The organism is Paenibacillus sp. FSL R7-0163 (genome assembly GCF_037969975.1).
Lineage (GTDB): Bacteria > Bacillota > Bacilli > Paenibacillales > Paenibacillaceae > Paenibacillus_AQ > Paenibacillus_AQ odorifer.
Genome location: NZ_CP150224.1, coordinates 1,316,087 through 1,337,161 on the forward strand (window position 1 = coordinate 1,316,087; position 21,075 = coordinate 1,337,161).

Annotated in this window: 24 protein-coding genes; all 24 read left to right on the plus strand. The window is 46.5% G+C overall.

The window, feature by feature from the left end; translation table 11 throughout:
• The first annotated feature begins 22 nt into the window (after positions 1–22).
• The 24 genes from spoIIIAG to NST45_RS05740 all read left to right on the plus strand — a co-directional run bounded on the left by spoIIIAG (position 23) and on the right by NST45_RS05740 (position 20,841).
• Positions 23–667 (plus strand): stage III sporulation protein AG, encoded by a 645-nt coding sequence (gene spoIIIAG / locus NST45_RS05625; RefSeq protein ID WP_036682839.1) that lies wholly within the window; start codon positions 23–25, stop codon positions 665–667.
• 67 nt (positions 668–734) lie between these two features.
• The gene (locus NST45_RS05630) at positions 735–1,652 is read left to right on the plus strand and encodes a SpoIIIAH-like family protein (protein WP_036682837.1); all 918 of its coding nucleotides are present in this window, start codon (positions 735–737) and stop codon (positions 1,650–1,652) included.
• A gap of 147 nt (positions 1,653–1,799) precedes the next feature.
• Positions 1,800–2,309, plus strand: a complete 510-nt coding sequence (accB, locus tag NST45_RS05635) for an acetyl-CoA carboxylase biotin carboxyl carrier protein (RefSeq protein WP_036682835.1) — start codon at positions 1,800–1,802, stop codon at positions 2,307–2,309.
• A gap of 54 nt (positions 2,310–2,363) precedes the next feature.
• Positions 2,364–3,707, plus strand: coding sequence for an acetyl-CoA carboxylase biotin carboxylase subunit (gene accC / locus NST45_RS05640; protein WP_038572530.1), 1,344 nt, complete (start codon positions 2,364–2,366; stop codon positions 3,705–3,707).
• 115 nt (positions 3,708–3,822) lie between these two features.
• The gene (locus NST45_RS05645) at positions 3,823–4,239 is read left to right on the plus strand and encodes an Asp23/Gls24 family envelope stress response protein (RefSeq protein ID WP_076129649.1); all 417 of its coding nucleotides are present in this window, start codon (positions 3,823–3,825) and stop codon (positions 4,237–4,239) included.
• Between the two features lie 74 nt (positions 4,240–4,313).
• Complete coding sequence (gene amaP, locus NST45_RS05650; RefSeq protein WP_036682827.1) at positions 4,314–4,853, plus strand: alkaline shock response membrane anchor protein AmaP; 540 nt, start codon at positions 4,314–4,316, stop codon at positions 4,851–4,853.
• A 15-nt stretch (positions 4,854–4,868) separates the two neighbouring features.
• Entirely contained in the window at positions 4,869–5,102 is a 234-nt protein-coding gene (locus NST45_RS05655; RefSeq protein WP_036682825.1) for a DUF2273 domain-containing protein, read from the plus strand.
• A gap of 257 nt (positions 5,103–5,359) precedes the next feature.
• The gene (gene nusB, locus NST45_RS05660; protein ID WP_339825129.1) at positions 5,360–5,812 is read left to right on the plus strand and encodes a transcription antitermination factor NusB; all 453 of its coding nucleotides are present in this window, start codon (positions 5,360–5,362) and stop codon (positions 5,810–5,812) included.
• Positions 5,813–5,854: 42 nt separating this feature from the next.
• Entirely contained in the window at positions 5,855–6,712 is an 858-nt protein-coding gene (folD, locus tag NST45_RS05665; protein ID WP_036682821.1) for a bifunctional methylenetetrahydrofolate dehydrogenase/methenyltetrahydrofolate cyclohydrolase FolD, read from the plus strand.
• 11 nt (positions 6,713–6,723) lie between these two features.
• Complete coding sequence (gene xseA, locus NST45_RS05670; RefSeq protein ID WP_339825132.1) at positions 6,724–8,103, plus strand: exodeoxyribonuclease VII large subunit; 1,380 nt, start codon at positions 6,724–6,726, stop codon at positions 8,101–8,103.
• Positions 8,081–8,338, plus strand: a complete 258-nt coding sequence (gene xseB, locus NST45_RS05675) for an exodeoxyribonuclease VII small subunit (RefSeq protein WP_036682818.1) — start codon at positions 8,081–8,083, stop codon at positions 8,336–8,338. Before xseA ends, xseB begins: the two co-directional genes overlap by 23 nt.
• Positions 8,325–9,272, plus strand: coding sequence for a polyprenyl synthetase family protein (locus tag NST45_RS05680; protein WP_052097217.1), 948 nt, complete (start codon positions 8,325–8,327; stop codon positions 9,270–9,272). Before xseB ends, NST45_RS05680 begins: the two co-directional genes overlap by 14 nt.
• A gap of 99 nt (positions 9,273–9,371) precedes the next feature.
• Positions 9,372–11,276: a 1-deoxy-D-xylulose-5-phosphate synthase gene (gene dxs, locus NST45_RS05685; protein WP_038572528.1), complete on the plus strand. Its 1,905-nt coding sequence runs from the start codon at positions 9,372–9,374 to the stop codon at positions 11,274–11,276.
• Between the two features lie 45 nt (positions 11,277–11,321).
• Positions 11,322–12,224, plus strand: a complete 903-nt coding sequence (locus NST45_RS05690; protein WP_036682815.1) for a TlyA family RNA methyltransferase — start codon at positions 11,322–11,324, stop codon at positions 12,222–12,224.
• Positions 12,225–12,489: 265 nt separating this feature from the next.
• Complete coding sequence (locus NST45_RS05695; protein WP_235219482.1) at positions 12,490–12,963, plus strand: hypothetical protein; 474 nt, start codon at positions 12,490–12,492, stop codon at positions 12,961–12,963.
• Between the two features lie 31 nt (positions 12,964–12,994).
• Positions 12,995–13,444 carry a transcriptional regulator ArgR gene (argR, locus tag NST45_RS05700; protein ID WP_036682813.1) on the plus strand — a complete coding sequence of 150 codons (450 nt, stop codon included), beginning with the start codon at positions 12,995–12,997 and terminating at the stop codon, positions 13,442–13,444.
• A 46-nt stretch (positions 13,445–13,490) separates the two neighbouring features.
• The gene (gene recN / locus NST45_RS05705; protein WP_038572526.1) at positions 13,491–15,218 is read left to right on the plus strand and encodes a DNA repair protein RecN; all 1,728 of its coding nucleotides are present in this window, start codon (positions 13,491–13,493) and stop codon (positions 15,216–15,218) included.
• A 114-nt stretch (positions 15,219–15,332) separates the two neighbouring features.
• On the plus strand, positions 15,333–16,469 hold the full coding sequence (gene spoIVB, locus NST45_RS05710; protein ID WP_036682809.1) for a SpoIVB peptidase: 1,137 nt from the start codon (positions 15,333–15,335) through the stop codon (positions 16,467–16,469).
• Positions 16,470–16,666: 197 nt separating this feature from the next.
• Positions 16,667–17,482 carry a sporulation transcription factor Spo0A gene (gene spo0A, locus NST45_RS05715; RefSeq protein WP_036682806.1) on the plus strand — a complete coding sequence of 272 codons (816 nt, stop codon included), beginning with the start codon at positions 16,667–16,669 and terminating at the stop codon, positions 17,480–17,482.
• Between the two features lie 300 nt (positions 17,483–17,782).
• Positions 17,783–18,727: a tyrosine-type recombinase/integrase gene (locus tag NST45_RS05720; RefSeq protein WP_076214634.1), complete on the plus strand. Its 945-nt coding sequence runs from the start codon at positions 17,783–17,785 to the stop codon at positions 18,725–18,727.
• A 449-nt stretch (positions 18,728–19,176) separates the two neighbouring features.
• A complete protein-coding gene (locus NST45_RS05725; RefSeq protein ID WP_076214491.1) occupies positions 19,177–19,515 on the plus strand; it encodes a hypothetical protein in 339 nt (112 codons plus the stop codon).
• A 48-nt stretch (positions 19,516–19,563) separates the two neighbouring features.
• A complete protein-coding gene (locus NST45_RS05730) occupies positions 19,564–19,998 on the plus strand; it encodes a hypothetical protein (RefSeq protein WP_076214494.1) in 435 nt (144 codons plus the stop codon).
• 199 nt (positions 19,999–20,197) lie between these two features.
• Positions 20,198–20,434, plus strand: a complete 237-nt coding sequence (locus NST45_RS05735; RefSeq protein WP_076214499.1) for a DUF3850 domain-containing protein — start codon at positions 20,198–20,200, stop codon at positions 20,432–20,434.
• Between the two features lie 254 nt (positions 20,435–20,688).
• Positions 20,689–20,841 carry a hypothetical protein gene (locus tag NST45_RS05740; protein WP_179086377.1) on the plus strand — a complete coding sequence of 51 codons (153 nt, stop codon included), beginning with the start codon at positions 20,689–20,691 and terminating at the stop codon, positions 20,839–20,841.
• Positions 20,842–21,075 lie beyond the last annotated feature (234 nt).

Sequence of the window (21,075 nt, forward strand, 5' to 3'; positions counted from 1 at the left end):
ATAATTTTTAGGAGGGATGGGAGTGGGCAATTGGCTGAAAAAGCTTGAGCAGTGGGCTGGGGGTGGGGCCGGCAGTCCAAAGAGAAGCCATACCTTTCGCTGGCTGATCATTCTGGGTCTGCTGGGCGCAGCGATCATGCTATTCAATTCCTTCGTCAATGTGAAGAGGATTGATAACGAGAATACAGGGCGCGAGCCGCCGCTGAATCAGTCCTCACAAACGGCGCTGGTGCAGAGTGATCCAACCACAACAACCAATTCGTTCGACAGCATCGAACTAGCGATGGAGAACCGGATGAAGGAGATTTTGGAGAAAATCGTTGGCGTCGGTACGGTCGATATCATGGTTACAGTGGAGTCTACAGAAGAAATTGTCGTGGTGCGTAATATGAATGACTCCCAGCAGCTTAGTGAAGAGACGGATGCCAGTGGGGGGAAACGTCATACGACACAATATACGAGGGATGGCGAAATCGTAACCTACTCGCAATCAGGGGACGAAACACCCATTGTGACGAAGCGGATTAAACCTCAGGTACGCGGCGTACTGGTGGTTGCCAAAGGGGCAGAGAACAAGGTTGTTCGTGGACTCGTCGAGCAGGCTATAGAAAAAGGCTTGAACGTCCCGATCCAGCGCATTTCAGTAGTACCACGCAAACAAGAGTAGCAGGAGAAAGTCAATAAGTGAGTGCTTCCGAAGCAGCCACTAGATTAAATTTTAGGAGGAATATGGAATGAACGGCAAAAGACAAACGATATGGTTGGTTTCTATGCTCAGCTTGATGGTGGTCCTCTCTGCATACTATTTATTCACTGAAGACTCAGGTGCTTCGATTCCAAAAGACACGGCTGGCACAATGCAGGTTGATTCCCTGAAAGACACAGCAGGTGCAGCGTTGCCCACGGTTGGTGACAAAGGTGTTGTTGTGAACGAAGTTGTTAGTCAAGGCGATGTTGTTGCTGATGAAGGCGTTGTAGATAGCACTACTGGCGCCGCTACTACGGACGACAGCGCTACTGCCGCCAAAACGGATGACAGTGCTGCTACCGCTAAAACGGATGATAGCACTACTACTGCTAAAACGGACGACAGTACAACTACAGCTGCTAAGGACGATAGCAGTAAAGCTGCCGCAAATAGCAGTGACTCAGAGAAGGCAACAACCGACACTGCTGCTAAAGATGCCGCGAAAACAGATACATCTGCTAAAGATACAGCCGCAAATACAACCACCAAGACTCCAGCCAAAAATGACAAAGAAATTCTCGATGAAGTAGCTTCTCAAAGTGTATCGGCGAGCAGCATGTTCACTAACTACCTTTATGAACGTGAGCAAAAGAATCTTAAGAACCAACAAGACTTGCTTGCTTTGATTAATGACATGGATAAAACACCTGCTGATAACGCAGTCGCTCAAGAACAACTTCTCAATCTTGAAGAAAAAGAATCCAAAATTACCGGTATCGAAGAACAGCTTCAACAAAAATATGGAGAAGCGATTGTAAAGGAAGAAGCTGGAGACAGCTACAAAGTAGTCGTTCTCAGCGACAAACTGGATGTAAAACAAGCGGTTAGTATCGTGGATCTCGTAATGAAGGAACTGAGCGTGTCTCAAGATAAAATTAGTGTACAATACGTTTCCGAGCAATAATAAGCTGTAAAATTAAAAGAAAAATGACGAAAGAGCTCGGGTTGCCCCGGGCTCTTTCCATTTTTACCGATTGTGATATAATACATAAAGTTATCTTGTCCGCTTAAGAAGTGGCTTCGAGAGAAAGCTGAAGGAGTGAACTGATATATGTTCAAGTTGAGCGAAATTAAGGAATTGATTAAATTGCTGGACCAGACCTCCTCTGTACATGAGTTGGAGATCGAAAGCGAAGGAATGAAGCTTGCAATTCGCAAACCGGATCGCCCTGAAGCTGATGGAACAGCAGTACAGGCGACTCCTTATGCTGCCTATCCCTTTACGCCTGCCCCGCAGCCGCAGAGCGTACCGCAAGTATCCTATCCGGTAGTTGGTGAAGTTCCTCCAGCGCAGCAGCCACAAGCAGCTGATGAAGGCAAACTACATAAAATTGTGTCTCCAATGGTGGGGACCTTTTATAGTGCCGCTTCTCCGGAAACGCCTTCGTTTGTTAATGTTGGAGACCGTGTAAGTGAAAAATCAACGGTTTGCATTATCGAGGCGATGAAACTGATGAATGAGCTGGAAGCGGAGATCAAAGGTGAAATCGTGTCTGTACTTGCTGAGAACGGTCAGCTTGTAGAATATGGTCAACCACTATTCTTGGTTAAACCGGAATAAATACCGCAGACTACTTAAGGAGCGGAAGCTTCGCAAAACTTTGGGAGGAAACGCATGAACATTCAAAAAGTGTTGATTGCCAACCGCGGCGAAATCGCGGTCCGCATTATTAGGGCCTGCCGTGAACTGGGCATTTCCACCGTCGCGGTCTATTCGGAACCCGACCGGGATTCACTGCATGTCCGGTTGGCTGATGAAGCTTACTGCATCGGTCCGATGCCGGCCAAGGACAGCTATCTGAACTTTACAAATATTATGAGTGTAGCCACCTTAACGGAATGTGATGCCATCCATCCTGGCTATGGATTTTTAGCTGAAAATGCGGATTTTGCAGAGATTTGTGAATCTTGCAATATTATCTTCATAGGACCTTCTCCAGATGCCATAAACCGTATGGGTGACAAGGCTGTAGCGAAGGAAACCATGAAACTGGCTGGAGTTCCGATTATCCCGGGCTCAGATGGTCTTGTAGGCGATGTAGAGGAAGCTGTCATGCTGGGCCGCGATATTGGTTACCCAATCATCGTTAAGGCTACTGCAGGTGGCGGAGGTAAGGGAATACGGATTGCTGAGGACGAGGAATCTTTGGTGAAGCAGATCACTGCTGCACAACAGGAAGCACAAAAGGCGTTTGGTAACGCTGGTGTATATCTGGAGAAATTCCTAACAGGCATGAAGCATGTGGAGATTCAGATTATTGCAGATAAACATGGCAATGTAGTGCACTTAGGTGAACGGGACTGCTCCGTGCAGCGTCGTCGCCAAAAGCTGATTGAAGAGGCACCTTGTTCAGTGCTCACACCTGAAATTCGTGAAGCAATGGGTAAAGCAGCTGTTCGAGCAGCGCTTGCCGTGAATTATTCGGGAGCCGGAACACTTGAATTCCTGCTTGGACCGGATGGACAGTTTTACTTCATGGAGATGAATACTCGTATTCAGGTCGAACATCCAGTAACGGAAATGGTTACAGGCGTGGATTTGATTAAGGAAATGATTTCTGTAGCAGAAGGCAATCCGCTGTCATTCACTCAGGAAGATATCGTGATTAATGGCTGGTCGATTGAATGCCGTATAAATGCTGAAGATCCAGAGCGTAATTTCATGCCTTCACCAGGAAAAATCGGCTTTTATTTGCCACCCGGAGGCCTTGGCGTTCGTGTAGATAGTGCGGCGTACCCAGGATATACGATTTCCCCTTTCTATGATTCTATGATTGCAAAACTGATTGTATGGGCTCCTACACGTCAGGAAGCGATTGCGAAGATGAAGCGCGCCTTGGCTGAATTCGCCGTGGAAGGGATTCATACTACCATCCCTTTCCATCAGAAACTGTTGGAGCATCCTGTATTTTTGGATGGTAACTTTGACATTAAGTTTCTTGAAGAGTATGAAATTTAGGACGACTTCGGTTTGTTTGTCATAAAGTTCGTCAAATGATATAGTATGTTTAATAAGAGACGTGCTTTACGCTTGAAATCATGAACAATCTTTCTTGAAAGGTGTGAAGTCTAAAATGAGTACATTGCCGACAGAATACGAACGGACGGAAATCGGTGAAATCCAGATTGCTCCTGAAGTAATCGAGGTTATTGCAGGTCTGGCGACCGTTGAGGTTAAAGGTGTAGCAGGTATGAGCGGCGGATTCGCCGGTGGTATTGTTGAACTTCTTGGACGTAAGAATCTGTCCAAAGGAGTTAAAGTAGAGGTTGGACAACGTGAAGCTGCGGTGGATGTTTCTGTAATTATTGAATATGGCAATCGCCTTCCTGAAGTGGCTGCTGAAATTCAACGTAATGTTAAGCGCTCCATCGAGACTATGACTGGTCTGACTGTTGTGGAAGTGAATGTGCATATTCATGATGTGCAATTCAAGAACAACAACACTGTAGACAAGAACGAAGAAACTGAAACGATTCTTCGTGTGAAATAGCAGTCATCGTTCTTCCATAAACCCCCGACAGCAAAGTCGAGGGTTTACTCTAATTTAAGGAGGTTATGAGACTCGTGGCAAAAATTTTGGACAGACTTTTGCTGTTTGTCTACAGTTTAAGTATCGGAATACTATCTGTTATTGCCATCCTCCTCTTAAGCGGTGCGATTCCTAGAACTTTGGAGATTGAGAATGGACCAGCAGCTTATATTACAGCAATAATAGTAGCAGTTGTCTTGTTCCTTCTGAGTATCCGATTTTTCTACATCTCTCTGCGCCGTGATCGCGCTTCATTGCCTTCGGTCGATCAGCGTACAGAGTATGGGGATATCCAGATTTCAATGGAAACTATTGAGAATCTGAGTCTTAAGGCTGCTGGTAAAGTGAAGGGAATCAGAGATCTCAAGTCACGTATTCGTGTCTCTCAGGCTGGCCTTGAAATTACAATTCGTGCAGTAGTGGACGGTGAGCATTCATTACCGCTGCTTACGACAGAAGTACAACGTCAGGTGCATGATTTCGTGCAGGAGACAACCGGCATTCCGGTTGCTGATGTGTCTGTATATATTGCTAACCTCACGCAGTCTCCAAGCTTCAAAAGTCGAGTGGAATAGAGGTGAGTTTCCCTTATGTCTTGGAAAGAAGTATGGGAAAGTCACGGGGGTAGAATCGCCGGAGTGACTTTCGGCATTGGTCTGGGTTTGATTTATTTAATTTGCGGTTTTTGGGATATGCTGTTCTTTGCACTGGTAGTGTTCATCGGATATACGCTCGGCAAAAGAAAGGATACCGCGCAAGCGCCCCTGTTTCAATGGCAGGAGTTGGTTTCGCGATTATCCGGACGCTGGCGTCCCTTTAAGTGAACCGCGATAGTCTTTTTCCCGGAGCAGGAAACCGTAAGTTTGTGTTGTCCGTTGCCCCCGGAAGAAAGGCATTGCGGTTTTTTTGCGACAAGGGACAGGTATATTTGCGAGCTTCCTCTGAAGGTATCTTCGCTTTGTGCAATAATCCTCACAGGATTAGGGAAAGAATGAATAAGTGTGAAGCGATATTTAGGTCGTAGACGTTGTTGCAGTACAAGTGAATATTTTAATGCGATATAAGATTTTAGGAGGAACACATGAAAAGACGTATAGCTAGAGAGATTATTGTCCAAAGCCTGTATCAGATGGAAATGAACGATGTGGAAAGCGCGGAAGCCGTAGAAATGCTGCTCGAGGAAGCTTCAGAAGAGAATGAAACCGAACGTGTAATCACGGACGAGATTCAGCTTAAACACTATGTGGTAGAGCATGTGAATGGGGTATGGGAGCACAAGGTAGCGATCGACGATATACTTGAACATTACCTGAAGGGCTGGCAAATGAGCCGTCTGTCACGTGTGGATCGTCAGATTCTACGTTTAGCAGCGTATGAAATGGTGTTCGCTAATGATGTGCCTGCGAAGGTTGCGGTGAATGAAGCGATCGATTTGGCCAAGCATTTTGGAACGGATGATTCCGGGAAGTTTGTTAACGGAGTACTCGGCAAGATGATCCAAGAGATAGATGCTATTAAAGCTGACCATTCTTAATTTATAAACCATAGTAAAGTATATAAAAGGGGAGAGACTAACATGACAGCAGCAATCATCAGTGGTAAACAAGTATCCGAGGAAATTCGTATTAGCATTGCCCAAGAGGTTGCTGAACTGGCGAAACGCGGCGTAAAGCCCGGTTTGGCTGTTATTCTAGTAGGTGAAGACCCGGGATCTCAGGTTTATGTTCGCAATAAGGAGAAATCTTGTATCAGCTTAGGATTCCATTCGGAAGTGCATAAATTGGATGAATCCACTTCTCAAGAAGAACTTCTGGCACTGGTAGCAGAGCTAAACGGACGCGATGATATCGACGGAATTCTGGTTCAACTCCCATTGCCTAAGCATATCGAGGAGAAGGCTGTTATTGATGCAATCTCCGTGGAAAAGGATGTAGACGGCTTTCACCCTGTCAATGTAGGCAACCTGGTCATCGGTGCCGACAGTCTTCTTCCATGTACTCCTGCAGGAGTAATCGAACTGATTAAACGTACAGGAACAGGTATGGCAGGTAAACATGCCGTTGTAATTGGTCGTAGCAATATTGTAGGAAAGCCAGTTTCCCTCTTGTTGCAACGCGAAAATGCTACCGTAACTATGTGCCATTCCCGTACAGCTAATATGCAAGAGATTAGCCGTCAAGCGGATATTTTGGTTGTAGCGATCGGACGAGCTAATTTCATTGATGCTTCCTATGTGAAGCCGGGTGCTGTTGTCATCGATGTGGGCATGAACCGTCTGGATAACGGTAAACTCGCAGGTGACGTTGATTATGAAAGTGCAAAAGAAGTTGCCGGATACATCACGCCTGTTCCAGGCGGGGTTGGACCGATGACTATTACAATGCTGATGAGCAACACGCTGATTGCGGCTAAACGCCGTCACGGCCTGGAATAGGGGTAAGATTCATGGCGGCAGAGCGGCAGGTTTATTCGATAAAAGAACTCAACCGTTATATCCGCATGAAGCTAGACTCGGATAATTTACTTTCGGATGTGTGGATTCGCGGAGAGATTTCCAACTTTACACATCATGGCAGCGGGCATATGTACTTCACACTTAAGGACGAGAGCAGCCGTATTAAAACGATTATGTTCGCTTCTCATAACCAGCGGCTGCCCTTTATTCCGAAAGAAGGCGCTCGGGTAATTGCCAGAGGCAATGTGACCGTTTATGAACGGGATGGGCAATACCAGTTCTATGCCACACATATGCAGCCTGATGGGATTGGCAGTTTATATCTGGCCTATGAGCAGCTGAAGAGCAAGCTTGAAAAAGAAGGCCTTTTTGCAGAAGCTCGCAAGCGTTCGTTGCCGCGGTTCCCGAAGTGTATTGGTGTGATTACATCCCCAACAGGAGCAGCTGTACGAGATATTGTGATTACGCTTCAGCGGCGGTTTCCGCAGGTAGTTATTGTAATCTATCCCGTACTGGTGCAAGGCAAAGGCGCTGCGCCTTCGATAGTGAAGGCGATTGGCGCGCTGAACGCCATGGGTGAAGCCGACGTGCTTATCGTCGGCCGCGGCGGCGGTTCGCTGGAGGAGCTGTGGGCGTTCAACGAGGAGGAAGTCGCACGAGCGATATCGGCATCAAGGATTCCGGTCATCTCGGCCGTCGGCCACGAGACCGATTTCACGATTGCCGATTTCGCCGCCGACCTCCGCGCGGCTACGCCCACAGCGGCCGCTGAGCTGGCCGTGCCTCACGCCGGCGAGCTAGCTGCGCAGCTTCGCCAGCTGCAGCAGCGGCTGCGCCAAGCGCTGCAACAACGCGCCCAGCGTGGACGCGAGCGCCACTCGGTGCTGCAGCGCTCGCTGGCGCTGGCAGGCCCGCGCCGGACGCTGATTCAGCACACGCAGCGGCTGGACATGCTGCGTGAGCGGCTCCAGCGCTCAGCGGATGCACGGCTCAGCCGTTCCCGCGAGCGTAAGGCGGTGCTGCATCACAGTCTGCAGCGGTTCCATCCGCGCGACAGTGTTGCCGCAGCACGTCAGCGCACGGACAGCATGCGCCGTGAGTTAATGGGCGCTATGCAGGCTCGTTTGCAGGAGAAGCGATCTCGCTATGTGGCAGAGATTCGTCACCTGGATGCGCTGAGCCCGCTAAAAGTAATGTCGCGCGGCTACAGCTTAGTGTATGACGAGGCGGAAGAACATTTAATCAAATCGCTGACCGAAGTGCAGCTTGGCGATCTTGTGGTGATAAAGATGAATGACGGACAGCTGAACTGCCAAGTATGGGGGATGAAGGAGGATGGCAAAGACGATGACGAAGGAAGCGGAACTTGATTTTGAAGGCGCTATGGACCGACTGGAGGAAATCGTTCGTGAGCTTGAACACGGCGACGTTCCTCTGGAGAAGGCCATCGATTTATTTCAGCAGGGCATGAAGCTGTCGCAGCTTTGCGGCAGCAAGCTGGAACAAGTAGAGCGTAAGATCGAAATGATTACCCAAGAGGACGGAGAACTGCGCAAAAAGCCGTTTGGTGCACGTCTGGAAGGGGACGCCGATGAATCGCTTTGAGAATGATCTGGAGGGAAGGTCCGCAAGTGAAAGCATGCGGCAGCCGCTGGAGGATTACATCGCATCGATAAGTGATTTGCTCTCACAGGAGCTTGAGACTATTCTTCCCGCAGCATGGACGGTTCCGGAAAATTTACAGCAAGCGATGAAGTATTCGCTAATGGCAGGGGGCAAACGCCTCCGGCCGCTGCTTGTGATCGCTGCTTGTGAATCACTGGGAGGCAGCCGTGAAGCAGCCTTGCCTATTGCTGCTGCTATTGAGATGGTACATACCTACTCGTTGATTCATGATGATCTGCCTGCCATGGATAATGATGATTATCGGCGCGGCAAGCTGACGAATCATAAAGTCTTTGGTGAAGCGTCAGCTATTCTTGCGGGTGATGCGCTTTTGACCCATGCTTTTTACAGTGTGGTACAAGCCTCCCGTAAATTTGGCATCCCTGCTGATAATGTTTTATCCATAGTGGAGGATCTGGCGGAAATGGCGGGTCCACGCGGCATGGTCGGCGGTCAGATAGCAGATATGGAAGGCGAGCAAGGACTAACAGATCTTGCACAGCTGAAGTATATTCATCTGCATAAAACCGGAGATTTAATTATCTTTTCGTTGTTAGCCGGCGGACGTATCGCAGGGGCAACAGAGAAGCAGCTTGAAGCTCTGCGTGATTTTGGCACAAGCATCGGACTCGCTTTTCAAATTCAGGATGATATTCTTGATTTGGTTGGAGATGAAGGCAAGCTTGGTAAAAAAACAGGCAGCGATATCAAACAGCAGAAGGTAACCTACCCTTATTTTATTGGGTTAGAGGAATCTCGTGCTGAGGTGAAGCAGCTTACAGAAGCAGCTCAAAATGCTGTGCTGAATGGCGGTTTTTACGACAACCAGCGCCTGCTGGAAATTGCAGATTATTTAATGGCACGTGATCACTAAGTATGAACTTTCGAAGCGGCTGTATTTCGACAGCCGTTTCGTTTGTGTTATAATGGTTTTTATATATTTTACAACATCTAGGAAAGCGGGGAACTATTCGTGCTGCTTCCACAAATAAATGATCCACAACAACTGAAATCACTGTCAGTCGAAGAATTAACTACTCTTGCAGAGGAAATTCGACGATTTCTGATTGAGAAGCTTACAGCAACCGGCGGGCACCTCGGTTCTAATCTGGGGGTGGTGGAGCTCACGCTGGCCTTACATTATTGCTACAACAGTCCTCGTGACAAAATGATCTACGACGTTGGCCACCAAGCCTATGTCCACAAAATACTGACCGGCCGTCAAGATCGCTTTGATACCCTGCGCAAATATCAGGGATTGTGCGGCTTTGTTAAGCGCTCTGAAAGCGAACATGATGTGTGGGAAGCTGGACATAGCAGCACCTCTTTGTCGGCAGCGATGGGGATGGCTATGGCTCGTGATCTTAAAGGCGAAGACAACAAGGTAATTGCCGTGATTGGTGACGGTGCGCTTACCGGCGGGATGGCTTTTGAAGCGCTTAACCACATTGGCCATGAGAAGCGTAAGCTGATGGTTATTTTGAACGATAATGAAATGTCGATTGCTCCGAATGTAGGGGCGATGCACAATTATTTAAGCAAAATTCGTTCGGACCGTCATTATTTGCGTGCTAAAGACGAGGTTGAAGGGCTGCTTAAGAAGATTCCGGCCATCGGTGGACGATTAGCGAAAACCGCTGAACAGTTAAAAAACAGTCTTAAATATATGATGGTACCCGGAGTATTGTTTGAAGAGCTTGGCTTTACGTATCTTGGGCCAGTGGATGGACATGATCTGGAGAAAATGATCGACACCTTCCATCAAGCAGATAACGTGGCGGGTCCTGTGCTTGTGCATGTGCTGACGACCAAAGGCAAGGGCTACAAACCGGCTGAGACTGATTTCTATAAATCGCATGCCATTTCCCCTTACAAAATTGAGTCGGGTCAGGCACTTAAAGCTGTAGGTCCTCCAATGTATACCGAAGTATTTGGCAGTACGCTGATTGAGCTGGGACGTGAAGATTCGCGCCTGATTGCAGTTACCCCTGCGATGCCAGGCGGTTCAGGGTTGTTTCCTTTTGCGAAGGAATTTCCGGATCGCATGATTGACGTCGGTATTGCCGAGCAGCATGCAGCAACCCTGTGTGCAGCTTTGGCTATGGAAGGGATGAAGCCGGTATACGCCGTGTATTCTACCTTCATGCAGCGTGCCTATGATCAGATCGTCCATGATATTTGCCGCCATAACGCCAATGTTATGTTCGCCATTGACCGTGCTGGATTTGTGGGTGCGGATGGTGAGACTCATCAGGGTGTGTACGATGTTGCTTTTATGCGCCATATCCCTAATATGGTGATGATGATGCCGAAAGACGAAAATGAGCTGCGTCATATGATGAAGACGGCACTTGAATATAATGACGGTCCAATTGCTTACCGCTATCCGCGTATTAACGGAACAGGCGTGGCAATGGATGCTGAACTGCATACCCTTCCTATAGGATCATGGGAACGACTGCGTACAGGAGAAGGATATGCTGTGGTGGCATGTGGTCCTATGGTTCAAGTGGCTGAAGAAGCCGCTGATTTGCTGAAGCGGGAAGGGATTCAGGTGGGTATTGTGAATGCGCGTTTCCTGAAGCCGCTTGATAACTCCATGCTTCTTGATTTGGCTCATGCTGGAACCAATATGGTTGTTATTGAAGAGGCTTGCCAAGCGGGAAGTCTCGGCAGTGCGGTATTGGAATTCTACGCGGAGCATGAAATTTATGACGCTCGTGTACATCTGATGGGTGTGCCCGACATCTTCGTGGAGCATGGCTCCATTAAAGAACAACGTCAGCAAACAGGCCTTACCGTAGAAGCGTTATGTGCACGTATCAAGTCCATGATGGCTCTAAGTGCTTATAATTACAAAACGACTTCGTCTTCCTAAGTGGAAGCCGGAAATTAGTAACCCTTGAACGATCGGGAGATGACCATGGAACACCGTAAAGAACGGATTGATGTACTGCTTGTGGAGCAAGGTTTTTATGAAAGCCGGGAGAAAGCTAAAGCTGCTATTATGGCAGGGTTGGTGCTCGCGGATGAGGAACGTATTGAAAAAGCTGGCATGAAGGTCTCGCGGGAGTCTACCCTTAAGGTTAAAGGCTCTGTGCATCCGTATGTCAGTCGTGGAGGCCTAAAGCTGGAGAAGGCTCTTCGCCAATTTAATATTGATCTTACCGGACGGAACATGCTGGACATTGGTGCTTCCACTGGCGGCTTCACAGATTGTGCGCTTCAGAATGGTGTAAGCCATGTGTATGCCATTGATGTTGGCTATAACCAGCTGGATTGGTCACTGCGTAATGATGAGCGAGTGAGCGTCATGGAGCGTACGAACTTCCGGTATATGACACCTTCAGATTTGCAGGGTCCTGTTCCGGACTTTGCCAGTATTGATGTTTCTTTTATATCCTTAAAAATAATTCTCCCACCCCTCAAAGCCTTGCTGCAACGTCCAGCAGATATCGCTGCACTCATCAAGCCGCAATTTGAGGCTGGGCGTGAGAAGGTTGGAAAATCAGGTGTGATTCGTGATTCCGCGGTCCATAAAGAGGTATTGATTAATGTACTGACTATGGCTGCAGAGTTAGGATTCGGTCTACATGGATTAACCTTTTCACCAATTACAGGCGGAGAAGGCAATATTGAGTTTCTTGCTCACTGGAGACTGACGCCAGAAGTGGTGGAAGGCGAAGAAGTATCCGTACAGCCGGCAGCTGCTGTTGCAGCAGTCATTCCAGTGGAGGACTTCGCTTCCCTTGCTGATGAAGTGATTAAGCAGGCTACGAGTACTTTTAATGTGAGTTCTACTCATGGAAACTCCCCGCGCCGCTAGAGCTTTATGAACACCCCGTCAACCTCAAATGGTCAGCGGGGTGTTTTGCAGATTTGCTCAAATGGATTGAATTTATTAAAATAAAGACCCGGTATAAAATCCGGGTCTTTATATTTTGAATCTTTTTTGGATTTACTGTGCTCGTTGTAATTGTAAAATGCTGAATTAGCGAATAATATCAATTATGCGGAAAGCTCGTAAAAAAACAGCTTAGAAGCAGGATTTACCAGGGCTTCACGCGAATAAATCACCGAGGTGATTGATAGTGGCGGGTAGCTCTGACAAGGTCGTTATGGCGTTTATTGGGGTAGCATTATCGATTTTTATAATATATCGGGTATATGTATGGCTGCAGAGTTCTCCGCGTTCTTTTATGAAGGATCAGATTCCGTTCAATAAAGTGATTATTCCACATCCCTCTATTGATATACTTGAGGATGAAGGATATGAGGTCGTTGGAGGGAAATTAAAAATCCCCTTGTCTTTCAACGTAAATGGGGCGCAGATGTATAGCCGGTTATTTATAGATTATGTGGCGACAAAAGAGGAAGGATCGTTATATTTAGTTATCCTTTCCAGACCACGCAAGCCTTTGGATTTCACTGGCAGCGGCTTACGTGATACCTTGCTTCCCTACCTGCTGATCTATCCGGAATGCAGCGGCGTTCTATATGTTAATGTAGCAACAGCATCGATCCATGTAATTAAGCTTGGCAAAGACGATGGAGAATCAAACTGAGTCCATATTTTTTATATACCAGGAGGCAACAATGAAGGGACAACGACATATTAAGATTCGTGAAATTATTACACAAAAGGATATCGAGACACAGGACGAGCTTGTGGAAGCCTTGCGTGAATCAGGTTTTCAAGTTACTCAAGCCACAGTATCTCGAGATATAAAAGAGCTGTTGCTCATCAAGGTACCCATGGATGATGGAAGATATAAATATTCACTTCCAACGGATCAACGGTACAATCCCATTCAGAAGCTTAAGCGCGTTCTTGTGGATAATTTTGTGCAGATCGATTCCTCGGCTAATCTTGTGGTGATGAAATGTTTACCAGGTACGGCTAACTCTGTCGCTGCTTTGATTGATAATATTGACTGGCCGCAAATTATGGGAACCCTTTCTGGTGATGATACAATCCTTATTATTTGCCGTTTACCTGAGGACAGTAAGACTGTAATTTCACAAATCATGGGTTATATTTCTTAATTATAATTAATCAGATGCCTGTCATCTTCTCGGAGGTGCTCTATTAGTGTTAGAAACCTTGTCTATACGCAATCTTGCCGTCGTTGAGGCGGTTGATGTGCATTTTTATCCTGGCTTCCACGTGCTTACGGGAGAGACCGGGGCAGGTAAATCCATTATTATTGATGCGCTTGGATTGATTGTTGGAGGCCGCGGTTCAGCGGATTCCATTCGTTATGGTTGTGAAAAAGCGGAGATGGAGGCGCTCTTCAGTCTTCCCAGCGGTCATCCCGTTTGGGAGACTTTGGAGCGTCTTGGCATTGAGGCCCAGCGCGAGGAGCATCTTATTATACGACGCGAGCTTACCTCTCAAGGTAAAAGTACATCACGTGTAAATGGACAGATGGTCAATCTTACCATGCTTCGCGAGATCGGCGAGCAGCTGGTTAATATACACGGCCAGCATGAGCACCAGAACTTGCTGAAGGCGGAACGGCATCTGGGACTGCTGGATACATACGGAGAACCGATTATTGGTCCGCTAAAGGCAGTTTTTCAGGAAAGGTATTCTGCCTTCGCGAAGGTGGAGAAAGAGCTGCGAGAGCTGCAGGAATCCAGCCAGAAGGCATACCAAATGCTCGACTTATATCGTTTTCAGCTTGAAGAAATTTCATCCGCCGGATTAAAACCGGGAGAAGATGAATTACTTACCGAAGAACGGGTCAAACTATCCCACAGTGAGAAAATGATGGATTCCGTATCGGGTGCATATGAGCTGCTTTACGACAGACAAGGCTTGGAATCGATCGGTAATGTCATTTCCAGACTTGAGGATGCAGTTCGTTACGATGAGAAGGGTCTGCGAACAGTGCTCGAACAGCTGCAGTCCTCATATTACCAGCTAGAGGATGCTGCTTTTCAGCTTCGTGATTACCGGGAAAATATCGAGTTCAATCCGATGCGACTTGAAGAAATCGAGAATCGTCTGGATTTGATCACTGGACTCCGACGTAAATATGGAGAGAGTGTAGAACAGATTTTGGCTTATTATGAACAAATTCACCGGGAAACTGATTTGCTTGAGAATAAAGATGAATATCTGGAGAAACTGACGGCGAAGCGCGATTCGCTGCTGTCTGTATTAATGGAAGCAGCTACGGAATTAAGTGAAGCACGCAAGCTTTGTGCTGCTGATCTGGCCACCCAAGTGGAGGGTGAGCTTAAAGACCTTCAAATGGAAAGAACCTCGTTGCAGGTCAAATTAGACACGCTGGAGGACCCCCGTGGAGTGGAATACAATGGTCGGCGTATTCGCCTCACAAGACAAGGGATAGACAGCGCAGAATTTATGATATCCCCTAACCCGGGCGAACCCCTGAGACCTCTTGGCAAAATCGCCTCTGGTGGTGAGCTGTCGCGTATTATGCTGGCAATGAAAAGTATTTTTGCGCGCCATGATGCAATTCCAGTTCTGATTTTTGACGAAGTGGATACCGGTGTCAGCGGCAGAGCCGCTCAGTCCATCGCAGATAAGCTGTTTAAGCTATCCTCTACCTGTCAGGTGTTCTCCATTACTCACTTGCCGCAGGTGGCTTGTATGGCTGACCATCAGTACTTAATCCGCAAAAAGGTTGAGGATGGAAGAACCATGACTGAAGTGGAATCCCTAACAAACGATGGACGTGTAATGGAGCTGGCCCGGATGCTGGGTGGCGTAGAAATTACCGAAAAAACATTGCATCACTCGCAGGAAATGCTTAATCTGGCCGAGGCAAGTAAGGCTGCAACAAGCTAAGCGGAGCAATGATTGACAGTAATAAAAGCCTGGGGGCAAGGTTATCTTATAGGTACGCAATTGGCGACCACCTTTTTCGTCAAGCGAAAGAAGCAAAAGGGAGCGTGACAGCCATTGAAGCCTAACCTCAGGAAGTTAATGCCAGGCCTTTTATTTGCCTTCTTTCTTAGTTTATCGGGCATAACGGGAACAAATCTAAGTTCTGCTGCACCACTGCATGGTGAACCAGCCAAGGTGACTGCACAAGGAATTCATTCCGAGCTTAAGGTGATCCCGGGAGGTCAAACGATCGGTGTGAAAGTGAAATCAGCAGGTGTTTTGGTTGTTGGTCATCATCTGATTGAAGTATCAGAGAAATCTAAGCTTTCCCCAGGAGAGGTCAGCGGTTTAGTGCCGGGTGATCTGATGATCTCCATGAATGGTGAGAAATTGGATGAGTTGTCCAAGGTGGCCAAGCTGGTGGATCGTGCTGGTAAAGCGAATAACCCCTTGACCATTGTCTTCAAACGCGGGGGTAAAGAGCATACAGCTAAGCTAAAGCCCGCGTATGACATTCATGACAAAGTGTGGCGGTTAGGCCTGTACATTCGTGATTCAGCAGCGGGTGTCGGCACATTAACTTTTTATGCTCCCGAGCAAGGTGTATATGGAGCTTTGGGACATGTGATTACAGACATGAATACCGGTACCCCAATTGTTGTAGGCAGTGGTCATATTGTTCAGTCCAGTGTAACCTCCATATCCAAAAGCCAGGATGGCGATCCGGGCGAGAAACGAGCGCATTTTTTGAAAGAAAGCCAAGTGCTTGGAAATGTGGAGAGTAATACTGACTTCGGCATCTTCGGTAAAATGAGCTCCAATCCCGAGCACAGTCTTTACAAAGAACCGATTCCCGTGGCGATGAGTGATCAAGTCAAGGAAGGTCCTGCTGAGATCCTAACTGTAGTTGACGGACAGCAGGTGGAGCGGTTTAAGGTTGAGATCATTCATGTAGCACATCAGCAAACGCCAGCCACTAAAGGAATGGTGCTGCGAATCACCGATCCACGTCTTATCGATAAGACAGGCGGTATCGTTCAAGGCATGAGCGGAAGTCCTATCGTACAGGATGGCCGTCTCATAGGGGCGGTAACTCATGTATTTGTAAATGATCCTAAGTCCGGTTATGGGTGCTTCATCGAATGGATGCTTCAAGATTCAGGTGTGACCAAACAGGAGAATAGGTATTCATTAAATCTTAAGGCGGTTTAGCCTTAAGATTTTTTGTCGAACGATTACGAAGAACCTCGAACATTGAGATAAAATATTTAATTATAATCCAACGCAGAAAAAAAATAAAGAAAAATAATTTTCGACAGAAGGGAATTCGATCTCCATGTCGAAAACGTAAGAGACAAGAAAAAAATGTTATTTTCGAATAGCAGATATAATTAAGGAGGAAGCAGCCAGTGCAGAATATTGAAGTGTTGTTGGCCGATGATAACAGGGAATTTACGAATTTGCTTTCCGAGTACATTTCTGAGCAAGAAGATATGACCGTAACGGGTATCGCCTACAATGGTGAAGAAGTGCTTCAAATGCTTAGCGAAGCGCGTAAAATTCCCGATGTTCTTATTCTTGATATCATCATGCCGCATTTAGACGGCCTAGGTGTATTGGAACGTCTACGTGATATGGATCTGAATCCTCAACCGAAGATCATCATGCTGACTGCTTTTGGTCAGGAGAACATCACTCAAAGAGCTGTACAGCTTGGTGCATCCTATTATATTTTGAAACCGTTCGATATGGAGGTCCTGGCAAATCGTGTACGTCAGCTTGTCGGCTCTCAAGGCAGCATGAGCTCCTCCTCCAACATGTACAATTATTCGTCGACGTCCAGATCGAATGTAGTGCCGCTCTCTAAGGGCAAGAACCTCGACGCTAACATTACCTCGATCATCCATGAAATCGGTGTCCCAGCGCATATCAAGGGCTATCAGTACCTGCGTGAAGCGATCACCATGGTATATAACAATATCGAGATCCTTGGTGCGATTACGAAGACGCTCTACCCAGCAATCGCTGAGAAGTTCAAAACCACGCCTTCACGCGTAGAACGCGCGATCCGCCATGCGATTGAAGTGGCTTGGACACGTGGCAACATTGACTCCATTAGCCATTTATTCGGCTACACCATTAATATCTCCAAATCTAAGCCTACTAACTCGGAATTTATTGCCATGGTAGCGGACAAGCTGCGGATTGAGCATAAGGTTAGTTGAAACGCTGGTGTTACGCGGAATAAGGACGTTTGATAGAACGTTTGTTCACGTCAACTTGTACGTTCGTTGATCGGAGATTCCGATAAACTATCGGTGTGCGACTCCGTTAAACTTTCCGTATTCGCCTAATGTAGAAGCGCTAATTTATCGGACGTTTAGCTAAAGTAAATCTTAACGTAAGTTCAGGGTATATACAAACATGCGTCAATCTCTCCGGAGGTTGGCGCTGTATTTATGTTAGGGGTTGTCGTCAAATTTAACGACATCTTTAAATATCAGAAGGCGGAGGTGGGGATACTAATGTCACCTATAAAACGTTCAAATCCAAAAAGTAATCGTCCGTTGCTTGAGCTTCTCGATGAGTTTATGCAGACAAAGAAGTTACAAGGAATTAGTCCACATACATACGATGACTACGTACGTAATGTTAATTTGTTTATTAAACGATACCCTAGCGCATGGAGTTCTCATATCGCTCTTAAGGCGTCTTTAATAGAACACCTTTCTCAAGAAGGAATTGCCCCCTCAACATTTAATAACCGACTTGTCTATTTAAGGACATTCTTTAAGTGGTGTGTTGGTGAAGGGTACCTTAAAGAAAATCCTTTAGGTAATATAAAAAAGCGTAAAGAATGCTCTCGAATTGTAGCTATCGATTTAGAGGTCTTACAGGAACTTCTGAGTGTGCCTGATCAATCTACTTTTGTAGGTATGAGAGACTACACTCTTATATTGTTAACTTTGGATACAGGAATAAGGCCTTCTGAAGCACTCGGATTGTTACCAGACAACCTTAATTTAATGACGGGGAGTATTTATATACCTGCAGCAAAAGCTAAAACGAGGGTAGCGCGCACATTAAGCATTTCCGAAGTAACAAAAAATGCACTAATAAGACTCGTTCAATTACGTCCGAGGTTTTGGGCAAATAAAGTACCCGTATTTTGCACCGAGTCAGGAAACAAGCTTAACCGTCACGTGTGGGGTGATCGTCTTGAGCAGCATAGTAAGAGTCTTGGTGTTCATATCCGCCCTTATGACTTAAGACATGCATTTTCACTAGAGTTTATACGTAATGGTGCGTCAGCCTTTTCGCTACAAAGAACGCTCGGGCATGTTGATATTACAATGACTAAACGATATGTAGCATTAGTAGACGATGATTTGAAGATAGAGCACGCAAAGGCAAGTCCCGTTATGAAACTAGTGGATACGAATAAACGGAATTCTAAGGTTAAAAAGTAGGATGAGCGCTGGTCTCTTTGGAGGTCAGCGTTTTTGCCGATATCATCGAGCATTATACGAAGCGAGAGTGTAGTTAATGGGGCAGTTAACTAACGAAGATATATCCGTGGGTTTAATCTGTAGTTAAATGATAATCCACGTTATCAAGTGTTAAGCTGGCGTGATGCAGTCATGGTATTTCAAGAAAAGTGTAAAAATGAAAATGTGCGTGCGGCGTAGTATTCGGGAGTAAACGGGAGAAGAACGGTATTTCGTACACTGCGGAATTGTACGGAAATATTAGATTAAATAGAACGAAAGGAACATTGAGATGACAAAAATGTACAGTGAATCGTACAAATACGCGGTTTTTCGTACTCTACGTAAATCATGTATAGAACACTTAATCGCCGAATTTGGCGTTTTACGATTCGCAATCTATCAATTTATAATCGGAGGTGCCTAGCGGAATGACGAAACGATTGCCATTCTTTATCGGTTATCGACCACAGTTTTATTTCCGGACTACTCAGGAGAAAGCAAAAAGCGACGAGTTGCGTGCGTGGTTTGACGAAGAGGCATGCGCACGATGTGGGCTCAATGCTCCCGTTGCTGGATACGACTGGTGCGTAGAGTGTCGCCCGGAGTTACTACCTAAAAGTAAGGAACAAAGAGGTAACACACAGCTACGTAAAATCGTGTTAGTCTTGAAAAGAGGGTGCAAAGAGGGTGCACACGGTTTGGTTGCTGGGTGGTATTATATTTTTATCGACGACACTACGAGGCTGCGAAAGAGAGTACAAAGATAGTACACAAGGCAAAGTTTTAACATGATAATATTGTGAGGTGAACTACAAATGGTGACGAAGAAAGCGCCGCCTAAACCGAAGATTACCGCAGAGCAACGTAAAGACTGGCGCAATCTACCTCTCGCGGATTGGAATACGCTGACCTGCCATACGATGATTATCGAATTGAACGCGGAGAAGTTCGGTGTGGAGAAATACGTACCGATGTGCGGCTGGCAGTTCGAGCAAGGCGTCCTCAAGCGCGCACTTACGCTGTACGGTGCGGAGGCTCTGCGTGAAACGATCGAACGTGCCTTCGCAGAACATCGCGTAACAGCGCAGTATCCGCAGTTGACGGCGGGATTTTTGATAACGTACATGTTACCAAGAATAATGCCGCAAGTCCTGGCGGAAAGGGCAAAGACGCAGCAACGTAAGGAACGGACGGAGCAAGCGGTAGTAAATGGCGGGATGACTGCGGAGGAATTGGCGGAGTTTTTGTAAAAATACGCAATAGGAAGTTAATTCTATGACACATTATTTGGTAAATATGGTTGTGATAGAGCTCATTTTATTCGATTTAAGCCTAAAAGCGCTAAAAATAGCTTAAATATGGGCTTGTCAAGCTACAATTTCAAACCATATTTGTTGAATGACAGTTGTTTATATCTGAGATAAAGTAAATACAGAAGGAGGCCGCGTAATGATACACGGGTTGAAACTCGTACAACCGCATTTCGACGCTGTATGGGATCGCCGCAAGACATTCGAAGTACGCAGGAATGACCGCGATTATAACGTAGGTGATGAACTTTCGCTTAGCGAATATGACCCGGAAACTCAAACGTATGGTGAGCGGACGGCTATCCGCGAGATTACGTATATTCTTAGCGATCCAGCGTACGTAAAAGAAGGCTACGTTATTTTAGGAATGGCGTAATAAGGCGCATGAACGAGCATCAGAGAGATTTTTCCACACTGGGGCTTGCCCCGATGTAAGAAAATCGGCGTATTTTGAAGGATGCATATGCCAGATCGAAATGATATATTATGGCTACGAAAAGGAGGAACGCTATGTCACACGCTAAAAACTGCATACTATCCGCGCAGTGTACGTTGCGGATACCGCCGGAGTAATTAACTCGTATATTATCCGCCATTATATCGGATTTCACCAATGAAAAGGGGCAACCGTTGGAACGTCCGGCTTACTTTTTCGATGTGAATGCGCTCCTGGAGTTATATACAGAGTTATCCTACCAAAACCGTACCATCGCGGTTCTTGATGAGATCGGAGTTCGCGTAGCTTCGGACAGATTCCACACAGCGGAATTAGTTATCGTGTGATGAACAACGTGCCGGCTGTATGCTTTCGAATATAGCGGTCGAAGATTTAACGGAGGTATTCGACGCGAGTTTAGCGGATCGTATACCTTCCGAATTGGGGCATCGTACAGGAAACGGATTTAGCGGATGAGGCTGCGAAGTTTACGGAGGCTAGTGGATTTTGATTATTTCTGTGTCCTTGACGAAACAATGTGTTTACAAATGACACAAACCGGTGTATTCTGTGTTCATGAG

Bases quoted from the DNA above. Each gene is read 5' to 3' on its own strand.
- NST45_RS05630 (WP_036682837.1), top strand. From the start codon at position 735: ATGAACGGCAAAAGACAAACGATATGGTTGGTTTCTATGCTCAGCTTG.
- accB (WP_036682835.1), top strand. From the start codon at position 1,800: ATGTTCAAGTTGAGCGAAATTAAGGAATTGATTAAATTGCTGGACCAG.
- accC (WP_038572530.1), top strand. From the start codon at position 2,364: ATGAACATTCAAAAAGTGTTGATTGCCAACCGCGGCGAAATCGCGGTC.
- NST45_RS05645 (WP_076129649.1), top strand. From the start codon at position 3,823: ATGAGTACATTGCCGACAGAATACGAACGGACGGAAATCGGTGAAATC.
- NST45_RS05655 (WP_036682825.1), top strand. From the start codon at position 4,869: ATGTCTTGGAAAGAAGTATGGGAAAGTCACGGGGGTAGAATCGCCGGA.
- nusB (WP_339825129.1), top strand. From the start codon at position 5,360: ATGAAAAGACGTATAGCTAGAGAGATTATTGTCCAAAGCCTGTATCAG.
- folD (WP_036682821.1), top strand. From the start codon at position 5,855: ATGACAGCAGCAATCATCAGTGGTAAACAAGTATCCGAGGAAATTCGT.
- xseA (WP_339825132.1), top strand. From the start codon at position 6,724: ATGGCGGCAGAGCGGCAGGTTTATTCGATAAAAGAACTCAACCGTTAT.
- xseB (WP_036682818.1), top strand. From the start codon at position 8,081: ATGACGAAGGAAGCGGAACTTGATTTTGAAGGCGCTATGGACCGACTG.
- NST45_RS05680 (WP_052097217.1), top strand. From the start codon at position 8,325: ATGAATCGCTTTGAGAATGATCTGGAGGGAAGGTCCGCAAGTGAAAGC.
- NST45_RS05690 (WP_036682815.1), top strand. From the start codon at position 11,322: ATGGAACACCGTAAAGAACGGATTGATGTACTGCTTGTGGAGCAAGGT.
- argR (WP_036682813.1), top strand. From the start codon at position 12,995: ATGAAGGGACAACGACATATTAAGATTCGTGAAATTATTACACAAAAG.
- NST45_RS05720 (WP_076214634.1), top strand. From the start codon at position 17,783: ATGTCACCTATAAAACGTTCAAATCCAAAAAGTAATCGTCCGTTGCTT.
- NST45_RS05725 (WP_076214491.1), top strand. From the start codon at position 19,177: ATGACGAAACGATTGCCATTCTTTATCGGTTATCGACCACAGTTTTAT.
- NST45_RS05730 (WP_076214494.1), top strand. From the start codon at position 19,564: ATGGTGACGAAGAAAGCGCCGCCTAAACCGAAGATTACCGCAGAGCAA.
- NST45_RS05735 (WP_076214499.1), top strand. From the start codon at position 20,198: ATGATACACGGGTTGAAACTCGTACAACCGCATTTCGACGCTGTATGG.